This window comes from Pseudomonas sp. UYEF17, from assembly GCF_040546125.1.
Lineage (GTDB): Bacteria > Pseudomonadota > Gammaproteobacteria > Pseudomonadales > Pseudomonadaceae > Aquipseudomonas > Aquipseudomonas putida_Z.
On record NZ_JBEPNE010000034.1, the window covers coordinates 1 to 17,968 of the forward strand.

Annotated in this window: 14 protein-coding genes; 2 read left to right on the forward strand and 12 right to left on the reverse strand. The window is 59.5% G+C overall.

All coding sequences use genetic code 11. The annotated features are described in order from the left end of the window. Positions 1–395 precede the first annotated feature (395 nt). Positions 396–1,349, reverse strand: a complete 954-nt coding sequence (gene ctlX / locus ABIB24_RS26290; RefSeq protein ID WP_354317650.1) for a citrulline utilization hydrolase CtlX — start codon at positions 1,347–1,349, stop codon at positions 396–398. Positions 1,350–1,374: 25 nt separating this feature from the next. Continuing rightward, entirely contained in the window at positions 1,375–2,427 is a 1,053-nt protein-coding gene (ocd, locus tag ABIB24_RS26295; RefSeq protein WP_085665769.1) for an ornithine cyclodeaminase, read from the reverse strand. A gap of 186 nt (positions 2,428–2,613) precedes the next feature. Between ocd and ABIB24_RS26300 the strand changes: the two genes are divergently transcribed. After that, a complete protein-coding gene (locus ABIB24_RS26300; RefSeq protein ID WP_012272037.1) occupies positions 2,614–3,036 on the forward strand; it encodes an Lrp/AsnC family transcriptional regulator in 423 nt (140 codons plus the stop codon). 343 nt (positions 3,037–3,379) lie between these two features. Next, on the forward strand, positions 3,380–4,798 hold the full coding sequence (locus ABIB24_RS26305) for an amino acid permease (RefSeq protein WP_354317653.1): 1,419 nt from the start codon (positions 3,380–3,382) through the stop codon (positions 4,796–4,798). Positions 4,799–4,947: 149 nt separating this feature from the next. Here the strand turns inward: ABIB24_RS26305 and ABIB24_RS26310 are convergent, their stop codons facing one another. The 10 genes from ABIB24_RS26310 to ABIB24_RS26355 form a co-directional block, all read right to left on the reverse strand. Next, complete coding sequence (locus tag ABIB24_RS26310; RefSeq protein ID WP_025338896.1) at positions 4,948–5,883, reverse strand: LysR substrate-binding domain-containing protein; 936 nt, start codon at positions 5,881–5,883, stop codon at positions 4,948–4,950. 325 nt (positions 5,884–6,208) lie between these two features. After that, positions 6,209–6,808, reverse strand: a complete 600-nt coding sequence (locus tag ABIB24_RS26315; RefSeq protein ID WP_274078816.1) for an START domain-containing protein — start codon at positions 6,806–6,808, stop codon at positions 6,209–6,211. A gap of 239 nt (positions 6,809–7,047) precedes the next feature. After that, positions 7,048–7,311, reverse strand: coding sequence for a PAAR domain-containing protein (locus ABIB24_RS26320; protein WP_354317656.1), 264 nt, complete (start codon positions 7,309–7,311; stop codon positions 7,048–7,050). Between the two features lie 33 nt (positions 7,312–7,344). Then, positions 7,345–7,707: a hypothetical protein gene (locus ABIB24_RS26325; RefSeq protein ID WP_354317658.1), complete on the reverse strand. Its 363-nt coding sequence runs from the start codon at positions 7,705–7,707 to the stop codon at positions 7,345–7,347. 2 nt (positions 7,708–7,709) lie between these two features. Continuing rightward, on the reverse strand, positions 7,710–8,426 hold the full coding sequence (locus ABIB24_RS26330; RefSeq protein WP_354317660.1) for an RHS repeat-associated core domain-containing protein: 717 nt from the start codon (positions 8,424–8,426) through the stop codon (positions 7,710–7,712). Next, positions 8,383–10,269, reverse strand: coding sequence for a hypothetical protein (locus ABIB24_RS26335; protein ID WP_354317662.1), 1,887 nt, complete (start codon positions 10,267–10,269; stop codon positions 8,383–8,385). Before ABIB24_RS26335 ends, ABIB24_RS26330 begins: the two co-directional genes overlap by 44 nt. Before the next feature lie 77 nt (positions 10,270–10,346). Beyond that, complete coding sequence (locus ABIB24_RS26340) at positions 10,347–10,610, reverse strand: PAAR domain-containing protein (RefSeq protein ID WP_354317664.1); 264 nt, start codon at positions 10,608–10,610, stop codon at positions 10,347–10,349. Positions 10,611–10,633: 23 nt separating this feature from the next. Then, positions 10,634–11,224 (reverse strand): hypothetical protein, encoded by a 591-nt coding sequence (locus ABIB24_RS26345; protein ID WP_354317666.1) that lies wholly within the window; start codon positions 11,222–11,224, stop codon positions 10,634–10,636. A 13-nt stretch (positions 11,225–11,237) separates the two neighbouring features. Further along, positions 11,238–15,869, reverse strand: coding sequence for an RHS repeat-associated core domain-containing protein (locus ABIB24_RS26350; RefSeq protein ID WP_354317668.1), 4,632 nt, complete (start codon positions 15,867–15,869; stop codon positions 11,238–11,240). Continuing rightward, a partial coding sequence (locus tag ABIB24_RS26355; protein WP_354317670.1) for a type VI secretion system Vgr family protein occupies positions 15,844–17,968 on the reverse strand: 2,125 nt, incomplete at its 5' end. The genes ABIB24_RS26350 and ABIB24_RS26355, both read right to left, overlap by 26 nt.

Below are 17,968 nucleotides of genomic sequence, written 5' to 3' on the forward strand. Positions count from 1 at the left end.
GTGCGGCGATACAGGATTTGGCAATCTGACGCGATCCCTTGTAGGAGCGGCCTTGCGTCGCGAAAGGGCTGCGCAGCAGCCCCAGGTTTCAGCGTTGCTGCAGAAATTGCCGGGGCCGCTTTGCGGCCCTTTCGCGACACAAGGCCGCTCCCACAAGAACGTCGTCCACCGGCCGACGGTGGATGCTGGCAGGTGGCGGGATCTGACGAACTGTGCGGCGATACAGGATTTGGCAGTCTCACGCGATCCCTGTGGGAGCGGCCTTGCGTCGCGAAAGGGCTGCGCAGCAGCCCCAGGTTTCAGCGTCGCTGCAGAGATTGCCGGGGCCGCTTTGCGGCCCTTTCGCGACACAAGGCCGCTCCTACAAGGGCCGCGTCAGCCAGTTAGGTCGTGGGTCAGGCGCAGGCAGCTGTCATTCTTGGCGACAGGTGTATCCCGGCAATCATGCAGCGCACCGAGCCCCCTGCCATTTCGATGGTCGGCACATCGAGTGGCACCAGCCGCGCCGAGCGTTCGATGCGCTGGCGCTGTTCGCCGGTCAGGCTGTCGAAGGCCTTGCGCGACAGCGCCAGGATGCGACCGTCACGCCCCGACAGTTCGATGGCATTGCCGGCGAACTGGCTGATCTGCCGGTTGCTCAGGTCGATCACATCGCGGCCCGACTCAAGCAGGCGCATTCGCACTTCCTCGGCCCGCGCCTTGTTGGTGAAGGTGCCAAAGCCCACCAGCGCAAACTCCGTCGCCACGCACATCAGCACATTGGTGTGGTAGATCGGCGAGCCTTGTTCATCGGCGGTGTCGAACACCATCGGCTCGAAGTTGAAGTGCGTACTGAAACGCTCCAGGGCAATCGGGTCGGCGCGGTTGGAGCGCGCGGTATAGGCCACCCGCGACAGGTGGTCGAAGACCATGGCGCCGGTCCCTTCAAGGAACAGTTCGTCCTGCTCCAGCCCCGAATAGTCGATCACATCCTGCACCCGGTACTCATGCTTGAGCATCTCGATCACATCGGCGCGCCGTTCGCGGCGGCGGTTGCGCGAGTACATCGAGTAGATCGCGATGTGCCCCCCGGGGTGGGTGGAGAACCAGTTGTTGGGGAATACCGAGTCGGGGGTGTTGTGCTCACCGAAGTCGTCGAACAGATGCACCCGCACGCCCTCGGCTTCGAGCCGGCCGGCGGCCTGGGTGACTTCATCGCGTGCCATCTCGGCCAGGGCCTGGGCGGCGATGTCGGGGTTGCTGCGCTGGAACGAGTTGTCGGCTGCGGTTTCCGGGTTGGGGGTGAAGGCATGCGGCCTGACCATCACCACTGCTGCAGGTGCCTGAATGGAACGCGTTGGAAATGCCATGTGAAATACCAGGTTGGGAGCAGGGTTAGGCAACGCGTCGGATGCGGCTTTTGGCAGCGCGACCGCGGGTATGGCTGAACAGGTCCTTGGGGTCATCCTCCACCCAAGGCACCAGGTCGATCTTGCTGCCCATGCCGCGTTTTTCGGCCTGCTGTAGTACGTACCGTAGTACGGTGTAGTCTTCCAGGGCGAAGCCCACCGAGTCGAACACGGTGACCTGGGCGTCGCTCTGGCGGCCCTCGGTCTCGCCGCGCAGCACACGCCACAGGTCGACCACCGGGAAGTCCGCCGGCAACTGCTGGATATCACCTTCGATGCGGGTTTGCGGCTCGTACTCGACGAACACCCTAGCGCTGCGCAGCACATCGGCATGCAGTTCGGTCTTGCCTGGGCAGTCGCCACCCACGGCATTCAGGTGCATGCCGGGTTCGAGCATGTCGGGGGTGATGATGGTGGCGTAGGCCTTGTCGGCGGTCACCGTGGTGATGATGTCCACGCCTTTCACCGCTTCTGCCACCGAGCCGGCGCGGCGGATGGTTAGGCCGCTGTATTCCTTGAGGTTGGCGATCAGTTTGGCGGTGGCCAGCGGGTCGGTGTCGTAGGCGACGATTTCTTCGATGCCCAGGTGCTTGTGGAAGGCAAGTGCCTGGAATTCGCTTTGCGCACCGTTGCCGATCAGCGCCATCTTGCGCGAGTTCGGCCGGGCCAGCGCCTGCGCTGCCATCAGCGAGGTGGCCGCAGTGCGCAGGGCGGTGGCGATGGTCAGTTCGGACAGCAGCACCGGGTAGCCGGTGTCGACATCGGCCAGCACGCCGAAGGCCATCACCGTATGCAGGTCGCGGGCGGTGTTGGCCGGGTGGCCATTGACGTATTTGAAGGCATAGCGGCTGTTGTCGGCGACCGGCATCAGTTCGATCACGCCGACTTCCGAATGGCTGGCAACACGCGCGGATTTATCAAACTCCTGCCAGCGTTTGTAATCTTCGCGAATGGCTGCGGCCAGTTCGCCGATGAACGGCGCTACGCCAATGTCATGTACCAAGTCCGACATGGTTGGAACATCAATGAAATACGTCATGCTTTGCACCTTATTATTGCGCTCTCACCCCAGTGGCCTGCGGGATGAACGCTTGAGATTGTTGAAGTGGCATGAACATTTTGATGAAAGGTTGCGTCAAGATGAAGAGAGCAGGTTGCCAGTTTCATCAACTTTCTAGACAATCTGCCACCCCAAAATAGCAATCTGATTATTTGGCAGGCATCCATGGATACTATCGATCGGGAACTGATTGCGCTGTTGCGGGACAACGCGCGCACACCCGTGCTGACCCTGGCGAAGAAGCTCAAGGTAGCCAGGGCAACCGTGCAAAACCGCATCACCCGGCTCGAAGAGCAGGGCGTGATCATCGGCTACACGGTACGCCTGCGCTCCGATGCGCTGGAGCAGGGTGTGCGGGCCATCACCAGCATCGGCATCAGCGGCCACCACGCCGCAGAGGTCAAGCACGCGCTGCGTGGGCATCCCAACGTGGTGGCCATCCATACCACCAATGGCCGCTGGGACCTGATGGCTGAGCTGCGTGCCGACACCCTCGAGGCCTTCGACCGGGCGTTGAACACCATCCGCTCGATACCGCACATCGAAAACACCGAGACCAGCATCCTGCTCTCGACCTACAAGATGTGACCGCTGGGTCAGGCCTTGTGGCAGGTGCATTGTGCAAACTGTCACCCAGGCTTTTCACACTGCACAAAATCTCTTTGGCTGTGTGCATTCTGTAGCGTTCCGCTTGACCCGGGCCGCTGGCAGAATGAAACGGCTTTCGCGGGACTGTATCGGGCGCGCCACTCTGGTGCGTTTCAATAGAATAAGTAAGCCCGCTGCGAAGTTGCATCGGGAACTGTTCTTCATCTGTGTCAATACCCACGCTTCGACAGTCTTGAATGACTAAAAGCCTGCACTTGAGTACCAACTAACTGGTGCGGCGCGGGGCGCTGAGGTTTTACAAAAAAAGAATAAGAGGTCAACTATGCAGCAAACGTGCAACGCGCAAAGCGCAGTTCCGGAAGATGGCCGCGTGCTCAAGCGCCGGCTGGAAAACCGGCATATCCAGCTTATTTCGATCAGTGGCGCAATTGGCACCGGCCTGTTCATGGGCTCGGGCAAGATCATTGCGCTGTCCGGCACGTCGATCATCCTGGTGTACGCCATCATCGGCTTTTTCGTGTTCTGCGTCATGCGGGCCATGGGCGAGATGCTGCTGGCCAACCTGCAGATGGAATCGTTCGCCGACCTGGTGCACAACTACCTGGGGCCAAGGGCCGGTTACATCCTCAGCTGGTCGTACTGGCTGAGTTGGGTGGTCGCGGCGGTGGGCGATGTGGTGGTCGTGGCGGGGTTCGTGCAGTACTGGTACCCGGATGTGCCCACCTGGCTACCGGCATTCGCCACCATGTTCCTGCTGCTGGGGCTGAACATGCTGGCGGTGAAAGCGTTCGGCGAGGTGGAGTTCTGGTTCGGCCTGATCAAGATCGTGGCCATCGTGCTGCTGGTGGTAACCGGCCTGGTGATGGTCGCCATGTCCTACACCTCGCCGGCCGGGGTGACCGCCTCGTTCAGCCACCTGGTGGCCCCGGGCGTGGTCATGCCGCATGGCATCCTCGGTTTCCTCGCCGGGTTCCAGATCGCCATATTCTCCTTTGTCGGTACCGAGCTGATCGGCACCGCAGCCGCGGAGGCCAAGGACCCGGAGCGGACCTTGCCCAAGGCCATCAACACCATCCCGGTGCGTATCCTGCTGTTCTACATCTGCTCGCTGGTGTGCATCATCAGTGTCATCTCCTGGGCCAATGTGCCGGCCAATCGCAGCCCGTTCGTTGAATTGTTCCTGCTGGGTGGGTTGCCCGCTGCCGCTGGCATCATCAACTTCGTGGTGCTGACCTCTGCGGCCTCGTCGGCCAACAGTGGCGTGTATTCCGGCTCGCGGATGCTCTACGGCCTGTCGCACCAGCAGCAGGCGCCGGTGGCGTTCGGGCGGTTGTCGGGCTCGGGTACGCCGGTACGCGCGCTGGTGTTCTCGGGGGTGTGCATGGCGATCGCACTGACGCTGCTGTTCGTGATCCCCGAGGTGATGACCGTGTTCACCCTGGTGTCGACCATTTCCGCGGTGATGATCATCGTTACCTGGTCGCTGATCCTGATGTCTTACTTCGCCTATCGCCGGCAGGATCCGCAGGCGCATGAGCAGTCGACGTTCAAGCTGCCTGGTGGCAAGGTCACCGCTGCGCTGTCGCAGCTGTTCCTGATCTTCGTGCTGTGCCTGCTGGCGCTGGAGCCGGACACCCGCACCGCGCTGTACGTGATGCCGCTGTGGTACGCAGGCCTGTTGCTGGCCTATCGGCGCAGGGCCAGGGCTTGCTCCCAGCCGCAGACAGCCACGGCGGCCTGACGCCTCGGCTTGCACCGGCCCTTGTAGGAGCGGCCTTGTGTCGCGACAGGGCTGCAAAGCAGCCCCAGAAATTTGTGCATCTGCGCTGAGCCTTGGGGCTGCCTTGCAGCCCTATCGCGACACAAGGCCGCTCCTACAGCGTGAACCGATCATGCGGTGGGCAAATTGTCGCGCAGCCAGTCCACCAGCCGCAGAATGGTCGGGGTGGTGGTGCGCCCGTGAGGCACTACCAGGTAATAGGCCTCACGCGGCCGCACCACCAGGTCGGTCAGGCGCACCAGCTCGCCGGACGCCAACAGGTGGTCGAGCATGCGCCCCCAGCCCAGTGCCACGCCATGCCCATGCAGTGCGCCCTGGATGGTGTCGGTATACAGCTGGCAGCGCAGGTTGTAGTGCAGCTTCGGCGGGTTGCCGCCCAGTGCCCGGAACCAGGTGGGCCAGGTCATCCAGCCTTCGGTGGTGGCATCGGCGTCCAGCAGGTCGGCCCGGTACAGCGCCTCCAGCGAGTCCGGCAGCGGGTTGTGCGCCAGCCAGGCCGGCGAGCACACCGGGAAGATCTCTTCATCGAACAGGTGCAGGGCAATGCCGTCTTCCCAGCGGCCATTGCCATAGCGCACCAGCAGGTCGACATCGTGGTTGCGCAGGTCGCCGGTGAACATCTGCGTGGCCAGGCGCAGACGCACCTGGGGCAGGGCGCTGCGCAGGCTGCCCAGGCGCGGCATCACCCGCAACTGGGAGAAGGTGGCGGTGGAGCTGAGCACCAGTTCCTGTTCGCTGTCGCCTTCGCTGAGGCGGTCGAAGACCGAGGCGATCTTCTGCATGGAATCGGAAACCACCGCGTACAGCGCCTGGCCCTCGCTGGTCAGGCGGATGCCGCGGTGCAGGCGCTGGAACAGTTGGCGGCCGAGGTTTTCTTCAAGCTGCCTGACCTGCTTGCTGACCGCGGCCTGGGTGACGCCCAGCTCCTGGGCGGCCAGGGTGAAACTGGTGTGGCGGGCTACCGCTTCGAATTCGAGCAGCGCGGTCATCGACGGGATGATGCGCCGGTAGCCTTTGTGCGTGTTGCCATTTTCTTGTGTTTTCATGTGACGTCCTGGCCAGGCGCGGCGCGCTGGTCCGCGCCGCGCGGGCACAGTGGCAGAAAAAGCGCGATGGCGGTAGCCCAGAAGGGCCGTGATGCTGCCGGTGGAAACTGTCTTGCGCAAATCTGAAGGCTTGTGCAAATCCCTGTGGGAGCGGGTTTACCCGCGAACACCGGCGCAGCCGGTGCCATCCACCGCGTTGGATTCTTCGCGGCTGAAGCCGCTCCCACAGGGTGCACGGACCGCTTGCGAACCAGTTCACTGGCCTTGAGAGCGGCGCGATCGGAGTGGCAGCTCGGCTTGTCGGCGATAGGACCGTGCAGGCATTTCAAGGCTGGCGCTCGGCCACCGCCCGCAAGGTCCGCAATGTCACCACGGGTGCATCCACCACAAACCGGTTGGCCAGCCACCCCGGCACATCCCCCGCAGGGTCGGCCTGCAGTTGGTAGGTCACTTCGGTCTTGCGCTCACCCAGCGGTTTCATCCGCCACTCGCCGCTGAGGTGCTGCACGCGGATCAGCCCCTTTACCTTGGGGATCCTGCCGGGCTCGGCGCTCAGGTGGCGCAGCAGCGTGCCGTCGTCCAGGCGTTCGGTGGTGACCTTCAGCACGATGTCCCGCGGCATCGTCGGCCACGGCAGGTTGGTGGTCAGGTACACCCAGGTGTTTTCGCCCTGCACATCCAGCAAGCGCATCTCGGCGCAGGCGTACAGCCACTTGCAGGCCACCCGCAGGTTCTCCTGCAGGTCGGTGAGCGTGCGAACGCTGGCTTTCATGGTGCTGACACCACGGAATTGCTGGTAGGGCGAGTCGGGGGCGGCGCTCAGGTAAACGCGGATGCCTTCGCGGTCGTAGGCCAGGTTCCAGTCATCGGCGGCCGGGGCGGGGGTGCAGAGCAGCAGGGCGGCGAGCAGCAGGCAGCGGTTCATGGCTGGTACCGCGCGGGGGGTGGGTGTTTCAGTATGCGCGACGGAAGGACGATGTGCCACGGGGCGATAGGGCTGTGTCATGTCGCGGGTGGGCGATCGCCTGGCTGAACATAATTGTGTAGTGCGTCGCGGGTGTTGGAGAACAGCCTGACCAGCTCTCAACTTTGGGGCGGGAGGGGCGGCAACAGACATACTGCTGGGGCGCCTGTTGTTCGCCTGATCTACTTGGCCTGGCTGACTCAGCGGTGGACGCTGCCGTGTGATGCGCTGGCGATCAAGCTGGCGCCGCACGCGGTTTTCATACCATCGAGTGCGACAGAAACTCCGTTGACGCGGTAGGTATCACTGCCCTCGATGATTGGGAATTCTCCTTTGCATAAAGGACAGAAAACCATGTTGCCTTTGCCGGCCATAGGGTTGCTGTTGAGATTGGTATGCGGAATGAAGTCGATCACGGTTCCGCCGTGATCAGTGGTATTTCCAAGTCGTATTATATTTCTCATTATGGATTTTCGTATCTTCTATTGTGTTAAGTTTTACGAGTCTATGAATTCATAGCTCAATGTGTTTGGATTGGATGCGGAAAAGCTTACATGAAGGATTGCTTCGCTAGGTTCGTTGTTTTCTAGGATGAAACATTCCACGGCGATATCTCCATCACCGGTGTCGTACACGGTTATTAATGGTGCTTTGTTGACTTGAGAGTCCTGGTTGCCTAATGGTGGTGCGGACAGTATTGCTCCTGCATGGAAATAGATTGGTAGGAGATCTTGAATCTCTAAAATTACTGCATGCGGTAGGCCGAACTTAGTGGACAAGGTTTTTGTGTCATTCTCGGAGATGGCCTTAATGAATTCGCTCAATAAAGCGTGCTTATTGGTGTCTAGATTTGCTGGCATTTTCATTTTCTCCTGGATCTTGGGGTCAGCGTGGGTGTACCTGCGTGGGCGCCAAGATGTGATAATTGACCGCGGGCTTTTAGCGTGGCGCACTTTGCAACTGAGGCGCTTAGCCCTGCTGCTCTCAGTGCGTTGAACGCTACTACGGTCTCACTGCCAAGTAATCCTGCAGATGATGCTGAATTTTGAGATAGCGTCGCTTTATAGTGTGGGGTACCAGTTCGAGATCTATCAGGATTTTTTCCAACAAGCCTGATTGCGATTGCATTGCCTGATGTATAGTCGTTAATAAGGGGTTGTTTTGTTTTATTATCAAGTAGAGCGGCCTGTTGGTAGATGTGGTGGGATTCATAAAGAGATCCTTTGTGTTTAGCGTCGGTGCTAAGGTTGGCATGGGTGTCGATGTCAACGCCAGCTTCGGACAAAATTTTATTGCAGTCTTCTGGGCATGGTTTCAGGCCGAGTGGATCCACCCAGCTTATTGGATTGGCGGCGTATAGATATAGGTTGAGTCCCCCCAATAACCCGATTGGATCCTTTTCGCAAAATCTTCCAGTTTGGGGGCTATAGAATCTATGTCGGTTATAATGCAGGTTGGTCTCAAGGTCTGAATATTGGCCTTGGAAGCGTAGATTATTATTGGCTGGTAGCGAGTTTGTGTTGATATTATAGGTGCTACCTGAGCCAAAGGCGCTGTAAATTCCATGCCATGCCACCATGTCCTTCTACGCTCGTAACTTCCATGGGGGTGCCTAAATGGTCGCACTGGTACCAGCCCACAGTGTCAAAAGGCTTCGGCGTTGGTTTTTCCTGCCATACCAGATCCCGATCGATGTCATAGGGGAAGCCATAGCTCGGCTGATACAGCATCTCCTCAATGTGATTCATCACCCCTTGCGCAACCGGAACGAAAGTCCCCGGCTCAAACACATAGTGCGTAGTCCGCCCCTTACCATCCCGACCGCGCTGCTCGAACGCCAGCGTATCGCCGTCCCAGATGAACAGCGTCAGATCGCACCCCAGCTTTTCATCCAGCGCTCGCCGTGCATTCTCGTTCCAGACCGGCCCTGCTTGTATCCGTTTGCGGTACTTCGAGCGCGAGTCCTTGTAGACTCGACGGCCTAACGCGTCATAGCCAAATTCGACAACCAGCCGCTCGTCTTCGTAGCGCCGCAGCCGGTCATACAGGTCCCAGGTAAACTTGCCTGTCTTGCCGTGCTCAATCCGCTCCTGCAGGTTGCCGCGCTCGTCGTACCGATACTGCGTGCCGCAGTAGCTGCGCAGCACGTTGTCCATCAGCTTGTGCGGCGAGTGCGGATTAGGATTGGGTGGTGCCTCGGGGTCCAGCAGGTTGCTCGCCGGGTCGAAGGCGAAGGTTTCCTTCTCGTAGTTGCGGCTGGCTTCAAGCAAGCGGCCAACTGGGTCGTAGCGATAGTGCAGGTCGCCACGGTTGAGGTCGTCGATGTGGTACAGCTGGCCGGCTTCGTCGTAGCGGTAGCTGCGCGCCGCGATGCGTCTGGATTCACCTTGGCGAACCAGTGTCTGTTCCAGCAACTGGCCATTCGGGCTCCAGGTCTGACGCTGGACCAGGCCATTGCCTTGCACGCGGCCGATCTCCCGGTGCAGATCATCTCGCTCGTAGCTGATCAGCTCCTGGTCATCGAGCTTGAGCGCAAGCAAGTGGCCGCTGCCGTAGGTCAGCCAACTGACCCGATGCCCATCGGGGCGGGTGGTGGCGATGCGTTGGTTGAGGGCATCGTACTCATGCCTGAACACGGCAACCTGTGGCTTGACCAGGTAATCCAGCCACTGATGCTCGCGCGTGTTGTTGCCGGCAGCATCGTAGAACCATTGCAGCCTGCAGGCCTCATTGTTGGCCGCCAGCAGGTTGCCATTGCCGTCATAGGCAAAGGTTTCAACCTCCCACTTGTCACCGCCACGCCGAGCGGCCTTGCGCTGGATGAGCCGGCCCATGGGGTCGTACTCGAAGTGCGTGGTCCTGTCGCCATCCACGCGGCGGGTGGGCAGGTTGCTGCCGTTGTCGTAGAGGTAGTGAGTGGTCTCTTTGTCGAAGCCGGTTTCCTTGAGCAGCCGCCCGACGGGGTCATATTTGAAGCTGGCTTCGCTGTTGTTCTCGTTGCGCAGGCGTACCAGTTGGCCGAGCTTGTCCCAGTGGTAGGTGAGGGTGGTGTCGTTGGCGTTGTGGCGCTGGTGAATCAACCCCGCTTCGTTGTAGGTCCAGGCGGTTCGGCGATGCAGGGCATCCGTATGGCTGAGCAAGCGGCCTTCGGCATCACGTTCGAAGCGTTCGGTGGTCTTGTCCGGGTGGATGAGCAACACCAGCTGACCGGCTTCGTACTGGTATTCGGTGGCATCGCCGGCGGCGTTGATCAGTTTGGCCAGTTGCCCCAACGCGTTGTATTTCCACTGCGTGGTCTTGCCTGAGCAATCGGTGTAGCTCGTCAGCTGGCCGTCAGGGTTATAAGCCAGCTTCTTCTCACCGCTGTTGGCGTCGGTGATGGCGATGGGCAGGTTATCGCTGTTGTAGGTATCAGCTCTCAATTTTAGGTCGGGAGCGGCGGCAACAGACATACTGCTGGGATGTCTCTTGTTCGCCAGCTCCACTTGGCCTGGCTGACTCAGCGATGGACGCTGCCGTGTGATGCGCTGGCGATCAAGCTGGCGCCGCACGCGGTTTTCATGCCGTCGAGCGCGACAGGAACTCCGTTGACGCGGTAGGTATCACTGCTCTCGATGATTGGGAATTCTCCTTTACATAGAGGACAGAAAACCATGTTGCCTTTACCGGCCATGGGTTTGCCGTTTAGGTTTGTATTGGCTATGGATCCGATCACAACGCCTCCATGGTCCGTTGTGTCGCCAACTCTAACTATATTGTTCATTGTTGAATGGCCGTGGCTGCATATTATAGTTGAAGGAAGAATTTTCCGACTTCCGTAATTTTTCTTGATTCGAAGTCGTCGTGCAGAAACAAGTATCCCATGCCGTCGGAAAGAATCCCCTTGTCATGCGGGAGGCATATGTCCAAGTCTGCGCCGTAAATGGACGCGCGCCTACAATGGCTGTCGATAATGATTTCCCGCTGTAGCCAAGCATCTATGCCGTCGACCTTTGAAGCCAAGTTTTCTTCATCATCGGTGTTAAGGTTTGCTGAAATAAAAGCGCTGCCGCTATCGCTAATTTGGTGTGCTTGGTCAATGGGTGTTGGGGATTTAAAATATCCTATCACTACTGCGGAGTGATTGGTGTTTCTTATGCTCAGATCTCTATAGTGTGTTGATGAGTTTTTGGTGTATGGTATGAAGATAGATATGTAGTGGTTTTTGAGGCTCGTTTTTTTGGAAAACCAAGACGTAGGGATCGCCATTAAATGACTAAGAGGTTTCCCTTCCTGGGTGGTTGGCCACTTGATGTCCGATGGGAGCCAAACTTTCGGTCCTATATATGCCTGTCCCTCTAAGGGGGCGGTTTTGCTAAAAATAATTTCATTGAACATTATAATTCCTCTTTTATGGGCAGCAACAGATAAGGTTACTTAGAAAAGTATTAGACTCTTGGCGCAATTTCCTAGCTTGTGATGGTGATATTCCTGATTGTCGAAGGGCGCCTTGCCATACGTCCATTTGCCGCTTTGATGGGTTGCCAGTTTTGGAGTCGAAATCAAATTCATTTGGATTCAGGTTAAGGTGTAATCTGGCGAGAGAGTTTTCGATTATGTGGGTTTCATCATGTTGGGGGCCATCTAGGGCTATTGAAGGGTTTCCTCTCATTCTTCGATTTTTAGGGGTGCACCCCATCTGTACAAGCGCCTCATGGCGTACTAGTTCATGTGCTTCTAATTCATCGCCGATATCGCCGCGTTTACCTCGACGATTAAGACTGCTCCACGTACCAATTTGACCCTTGGCGGCTAGGCCAAGTGGGTCCAGCCACCCGATGGGGTTCATTCCATAAGCGTAAACATTCATACCACCTGCGAGTAAAATTGGATCTTTGCTAATATATCTTCCTACTTTTGGTGAGTAGTAACGATAGCGGTTGTAGTGGAGGCCGCTTTCAACGTCGAAGTATTGGCCTTGAAAGCGAATCTTGTTATGCACTTTCTCTCGTGTCTTGTCTTCGTTGATCAGGTTAATTGTGGCTCCCCAAGCATTATGCATACCGCTCCACGCGATTTCTCTAGGCTTGTTGGTAAGCTCTTGAGGCGTACCGAGATGATCACACTGGTACCAGCCAAAAGCGTCGAACGGCTTCGGTGTTGGCTTCTGCTGCCAAACCGGATCTCTGTCGATGGTATATGGGAAGTCGTAATGTGGCTGATGCAGCATCTCCTCAATGTGATTCATCACCCCTTGCGCGACCGGAACGAAGGTCCCCGGTTCAAACACATAGTGCGTAGTCCGCCCTTTACCATCCCGACCGCGCTGCTCGAACGCCAGCGTATCGCCGTCCCAGATGAACAGCGTCAGATCGCACCCCAGCTTTTCATCCAGCGCACGCCGTGCATTCTCGTTCCAGACCGGCCCTGCTTGTAACCGTTTGCGGTACTTCGAGCGCGAGTCCTTGTACACCCGGCGGCCTAACGCGTCATACCCGAACTCGACAACCAGCCGCTCATCTTCGTAGCGCCGCAGCCGGTCATACAGGTCCCAGGTGAACTTGCCTATCTTGCCGTTCTCAATCCGCTCCTGCAGGTTGCCGCGCTCGTCGTACCGATACTGCGTGCCGCAGTAGCTGCGCAGCACGTTGTCCATCAGCTTGTGCGGCGAGTGCGGATTAGGATTGGGTGGTGCCTCGGGGTCCAGCAGGTTGCTCGCCGGGTCGAAGGCGAAGGTTTCCTTCTCGTAGTTGCGGCTGGCTTCAAGCAAGCGGCCAACTGGGTCGTAGCGATAGTGCAGGTCGCCACGGTTCAGGTCGTCGATGTGGCACAGCTGGCCGGCTTCGTCATAGCGGTAGCTGCGCGCCGCTATGCGTCTGGACTCACCTTGGCGAGCCAGTGTCTGCTCCAGCAACTGGCCATTCGGGCTCCAGGTTTGGCGCTGGACCAGGCCATTGCCTTGCACGCGGCCGATCTCCCGGTGAAGATCATCTCGCTCGTAGCTGATCAACTCCTGGTCATCGAGCTTGAGCGCCAGAAGATGGCCGCTGCCGTAGGTCAGCCAACTGACCCGATGCCCATCGGGGCGGGTGGTGGCGATGCGTTGGTTGAGGGCATCGTACTCATGCCTGAACACGGCAACCTGTGGCTTGACCAGATAATCCAGCCACTGATGCTCGCGCGTGTTGTTGCCGGCAGCATCGTAGAACCATTGCAGCCTGCAGGCCTCATTGTTGGCCGCCAGCAGGTTGCCATTGCCGTCATAGGCAAAGGTTTCAACCTCCCACTTGTCACCGCCACGCCGAGCAGCCTTGCGCTGGATGAGCCGGCCCATGGGGTCGTACTCGAAGTGCGTGGTCCTGTCGCCATCCACGCGGCGGGTGGGCAGGTTGCTGCCGTTGTCGTAGAGGTAGTGAGTGGTCTCTTTGTCGAAGCCGGTTTCCTTGAGCAGCCGCCCGACGGGGTCATATTTGAAGCTGGCTTCGCTGTTGTTCTCGTTGCGCAGGCGTACCAGTTGGCCGAGTTTGTCCCAGTGGTAGGTGAGGGTGGTGTCGTTGGCGTTGTGGCGCTGGTGAATCAACCCTGCTTCGTTGTAGGTCCAGGCGGTTCGGCGATGCAGGGCATCCGTATGGCTGAGCAAGCGGCCTTCGGCATCACGTTCGAAGCGTTCGGTGGTCTTGTCCGGGTGGATGAGCAACACCAGCTGACCGGCTTCGTACTGGTATTCGGTGGCATCGCCGGCGGCGTTGATCAGTTTGGCCAGTTGCCCCAACGCGTTGTATTTCCACTGCGTGGTCTTGCCTGAGCAATCGGTGTAGCTCGTCAGCTGGCCGTCAGGGTTATAAGCCAGCTTCTTCTCACCGCTGTTGGCGTCGGTGATGGCGATGGGCAGGTTATCGCTGTTGTAGGTATAGAGGGTCTTGTTCTCCAGTGGGTCCTGGGTTTCGATGATGTTGCCGCGCTGGTCGTAATCGTACTTCCACAGGCCGCCCTCGGCATCGCGGGTCTTGAAGCGCTGGTCCAGGTCGTCATAGGCGTGGTGGATCGAGGTCCCGTCCGGGCGTGTGTGCTGCAGTAGATTGCCGCGGTCGTCATAGGCGTAGACATCGACGCTGCCATCGGTATGGATGTGTTGGGTGACGTTCTTGGCGGCATCCCGGTAAAGCCACTCCTCGTTCTTGTCGGGATGGATGATGCGATAGGGGTAGCCGAGAATGTCGCAGAAATGCTGGGTTTCATTGCCGTTGGCGTCCACGATGCGGGTAAGGCGGATGTTCGGGTCCCAGCTCAATCGGGTGTCCAGACTGCCATCGTCGCCCCACTCGCGAACAGCTTTGGCATCCGCGCCTTCGCCAAGCCATTCGAGGTTCATGCCCCGGCCGGTGCGGTCGGTGTAGCGCGTCACCAGATGGTGCTTGTACTGGTACGTCCATGGCGCCCCGTGTTCGTCCTTGGCGCTGCACAGATCGCCTTGTGCGTCATAGGTATATGACGCCAGTTGGCGTTGTGGCTGGCCCTCGTACATCAGCCAAAGCGCGATGACGCGGCCCTGGTCATCAATCTGCGTGTGGATATGCTGATGAGGTGTGTCGTGTTGATAGGTCACCAGATCGGAGAGTGCAGCAGTGTCGGCTACACGATGCTCGTAGTGCAGTGCAATGCTGGAGCCGCCCTTGTTCCTGATGGCGCTCAGGCGGAACTGATTACCGTACCGCTGGTAGAGCTCTTGGCTTTCATGACCCCGAAGCAGGGCGAGGGTGTCTTTGGCGACCCGAGCGATGACCACATTCTCGATGGCATCGTAGTGACTGCCTTTGAGCTTGGGCATCAAGTACTTCTGACTTCTACCGTCAGTACCATGGTAGGTAAGCCGGTCTTCGTCGAGATCGAAGCGAGCCGCGAACGGGGTTATCCAGCGCGCTCCGTATGGCCCGCTGTCGAACGCCGATAACGAGGAGCGATAGGTGCGGTTCCATTCGATAGGGAATACCCCAGGTAGCTGGAAATCGGTATGGACGATCGTTTCGCTACCCGTGGCGAAGCTGATGCTGCAGTTGGTAGCCGCTTTTGCGCCACGCTTCTTGCAGTTAGGGTCTGCCTTTGCTGCCCGCTGACCAGGAGCTGCCTCGGTACCATGGCGCCCCTGGACGCCCCGGCTTTGGCTGGTTGAGCCAGGCGCGACGCTACTTCGTCTCGGTGTGTATCCTCTTCTGCGCAATGCCAGGCTTAGTGCACTCAAAATTGAGGCGATGCTGCCTGGGTCCGCCTTGCTGCCGATCGCAACTATCTTGTCGCCTGCCATCCGGCCGATGCTTTCGAGGCTTTGTGCGACAGGCTCAAGCAGCGCTTTTAGCTTTTCGCTTTCTCCGAAGCCCAGTTCGTTCTTGCTGAAGCCAATCCCGGTTTTTCGTTTGAAGTAGTCAGATGCCTCTGCAACCAGCCGCATCCCTGGGAACAGGGCGGTCAAGGCGACATCCTTCACCGTTCCGTCCGCCACCGAGCGGATCAGGTCGGCGAGGAACCTGCAAACCTCGACAATCTTCTCCGCGAAGCTGGCCAGGATGCTATGCAACCTGGCTTCGATCTCGCCGATGAATTCTTCAAGGTCACCGGGACAAACCTCGGCGAGTGCGCCTTCAATCGCTTTGAGAAGTGCTTGAGCGATGCCGTCCTTGGAGGCGCTTCTCAGCGATTTCAGCGTTGGGCGCATGACCATCCGTGCGGGCCCGACACCAGGAAGTGGCGCGATCGCAAACAGATTGATGCCCAAGCCTACCCAGTTGAACGGGTCAGCCCGATAGGCATTGTCACCCTTGGCCAGCTCTATGATGTCGCCAATGGCATCTGTTGCAGCAAAGATGGACCCGGCTACAGGGAGAACTTCGCCAACAGAAATGACGGTCCTCCAGTTGACAATGTCTCCTGTGAGGTCCGTTAGCCATCTGGCCAGCATTTCGGTGCCGGCTCTTACGTCCTCTTCATCGAAGGTCTCTTTAGGGGCGACTACCCCGCCACACCTATCCATGTTGGTTTGTCCTTGCATTGGGGAGCGTCATCGGTAGCGGGGGCTCTTGCGACGGGGTGGTAGCAATGCGCGGAGCCTTCAGCGCGGATTGGATGAATCGCTTGGCATCGTGAGCGTCCATCTCGCCTGATCTGATGAGTTGGCTCACGGCTTCCTGCATTGCCGCTGCGGGGCTGAGGGGCATGCTTTGATCGGAAGTGGAGGGTGAAGGCTGTTCCGCAAACGGTGCCGCGGAGATGGCTTTGGTTTGGTCGCGACCCACGTGGACTTTTACTGGCCCCGCTGCGAGTCCGGATATGGCAGCAAACCCGTTTTCGTCCAATGTCCCTTTGACGACCTGGCCCAGTGCGTCCTCGACTTCGTACGCGGCCCCCTTGAACGCATGGTTGTTCGCGTAGTGCTGGAACAGCTCGAGGTTACCGCTACCTGTTTTGGGGGCGTCGGGAAACGCCGCCGCCTGGCTTTTCGAACCTTTGTAGATGAAGTCAGTCGCGTGCGCGGTGTACTGGCCTGCGGTGGCATGCAGGATTCCCCCTGCGGTGTAGGTGGTACTGCTGCCGCCCCCCTGGATGACCAATTCCTCCTTGGCGCTGAGGGTGATGCGTTCGGCGGTGACGCTGACCTTGAGCTTGGCCAGCAGGTTGATGTTGTCCTTGAGGGCCTTCAGGTCGATGTCGCCGGTGGCCGCGACCAGTCGCCAGCCCATGCTCTGGACGAACTGGCGTACCCCTCGGCTGGCACTGATCAGCAGGCGCTTGCCGATGGCCAGGCTGGTGTGGCCACCCGTGCTCAGGCCCAGGTGTTCGCCGCTGGCGATGTGGGTGGATTCCGGGGTGGTGGTCGCGATGCCGGTCGGGCTGGCGAGCACCAGCTGCGGGTCGGCCAGTTCCGGAAACCGGTTGGCTTCAGGGTTGCCGCCGTAGCCGCAGATGGCGTCGTGCTGTGCCTTGAGCGCTTCACCGACCTCATCCTGATCGCCGCCTTCCTGGGCCAGGTGGTCGCGGGCGACCCTGGCGAAGGTGGTGTGGTACTGCTGTGCGGTCTGCAGGCGTTCGGCGCTTTCGGCCAGGTCGGTGTGGTGCTGGACGGCGCGGGCGCGCAGTTCGGTGGTCAGCAGCAGGCCGCCGCCTGCGCGGATCACCCCGTGGGTATCGGTGCGCAGCTCGAAACCTTGCCCACGGGGCTGGCCACCGAAGTGACGCGGATGGGTCAGGTAACCCAGGTGCAGCGCGGTGTGGTCGTGGTCACTCATCAGCGCCGCGCTGATCTGCCCGGTGGTGTCGTCCAGGCGTAGTTCGTTATGCCGCTTGCCGTGGTGCTCCTTGCTGCGGATCGGGCTCAACGCCTTGAACTCGGGCAGGCGATACGGCGGGCGGTTGACGATGTGGTAGCTACGCCCGGTGATCATCGGTTGGTCAGGGTCGCCGTCGAGGAAACTGACCACCACTTCCTGGCCAATGCGGGGTATGGCCATATGGCCCCAGGTGGCACCGGCCCAGGCCTGGGTCACCCGCACCCAGCACGAGCTCTTGTCGTCGTCCTGGCCCAGGCGGTCCCAGGGGAACTGCACGCGCACGCGGCCGTGCTCGTCGCAGTAGATTTCCTCGCCGGGCGGGCCGACCACCTTGGCCATCTGCGGGCCGTCGATCACGGGCTTGGGGCACGCAGGTGCATGCCATTCGACCCGGGCTGGAATCAAGGTGGCGGTGAGGGTGTAGGACGTGCCGACTTCGGCTTCGGCAGCATCCTCTTCCAGCGCTGTGAACTGGTGCCCCTTGTGCGTGATCTGCATCGGCCGCCAGAGGATGTTCAGGTCCTCACGGGCATGGCCGGCCAGCTGGAAGGCGATGCCCGGCTGCAGGCGCGCGTCGTCGCCTTTGACCTCGGCCACCCGGGCATCGCCGAACAAGGCGTTGATACGGGTCTGGGTAAACGGCTTGCCGGCGTTGTCGTGCTTGTAGCGGCCGGGGTAGTCGTAGCGCTCGTACTCGTTGCCCTGGTTGCCCATGTCCCTGGGGTACAGGGTGTGTTCCAGGTTGTAGCGCGGGTGGGTGAAGGTGTAGTCGCGCTGGACCTGGATACTGGTGCGTACCTGCTCGCGATAGCGGAAGTCATGC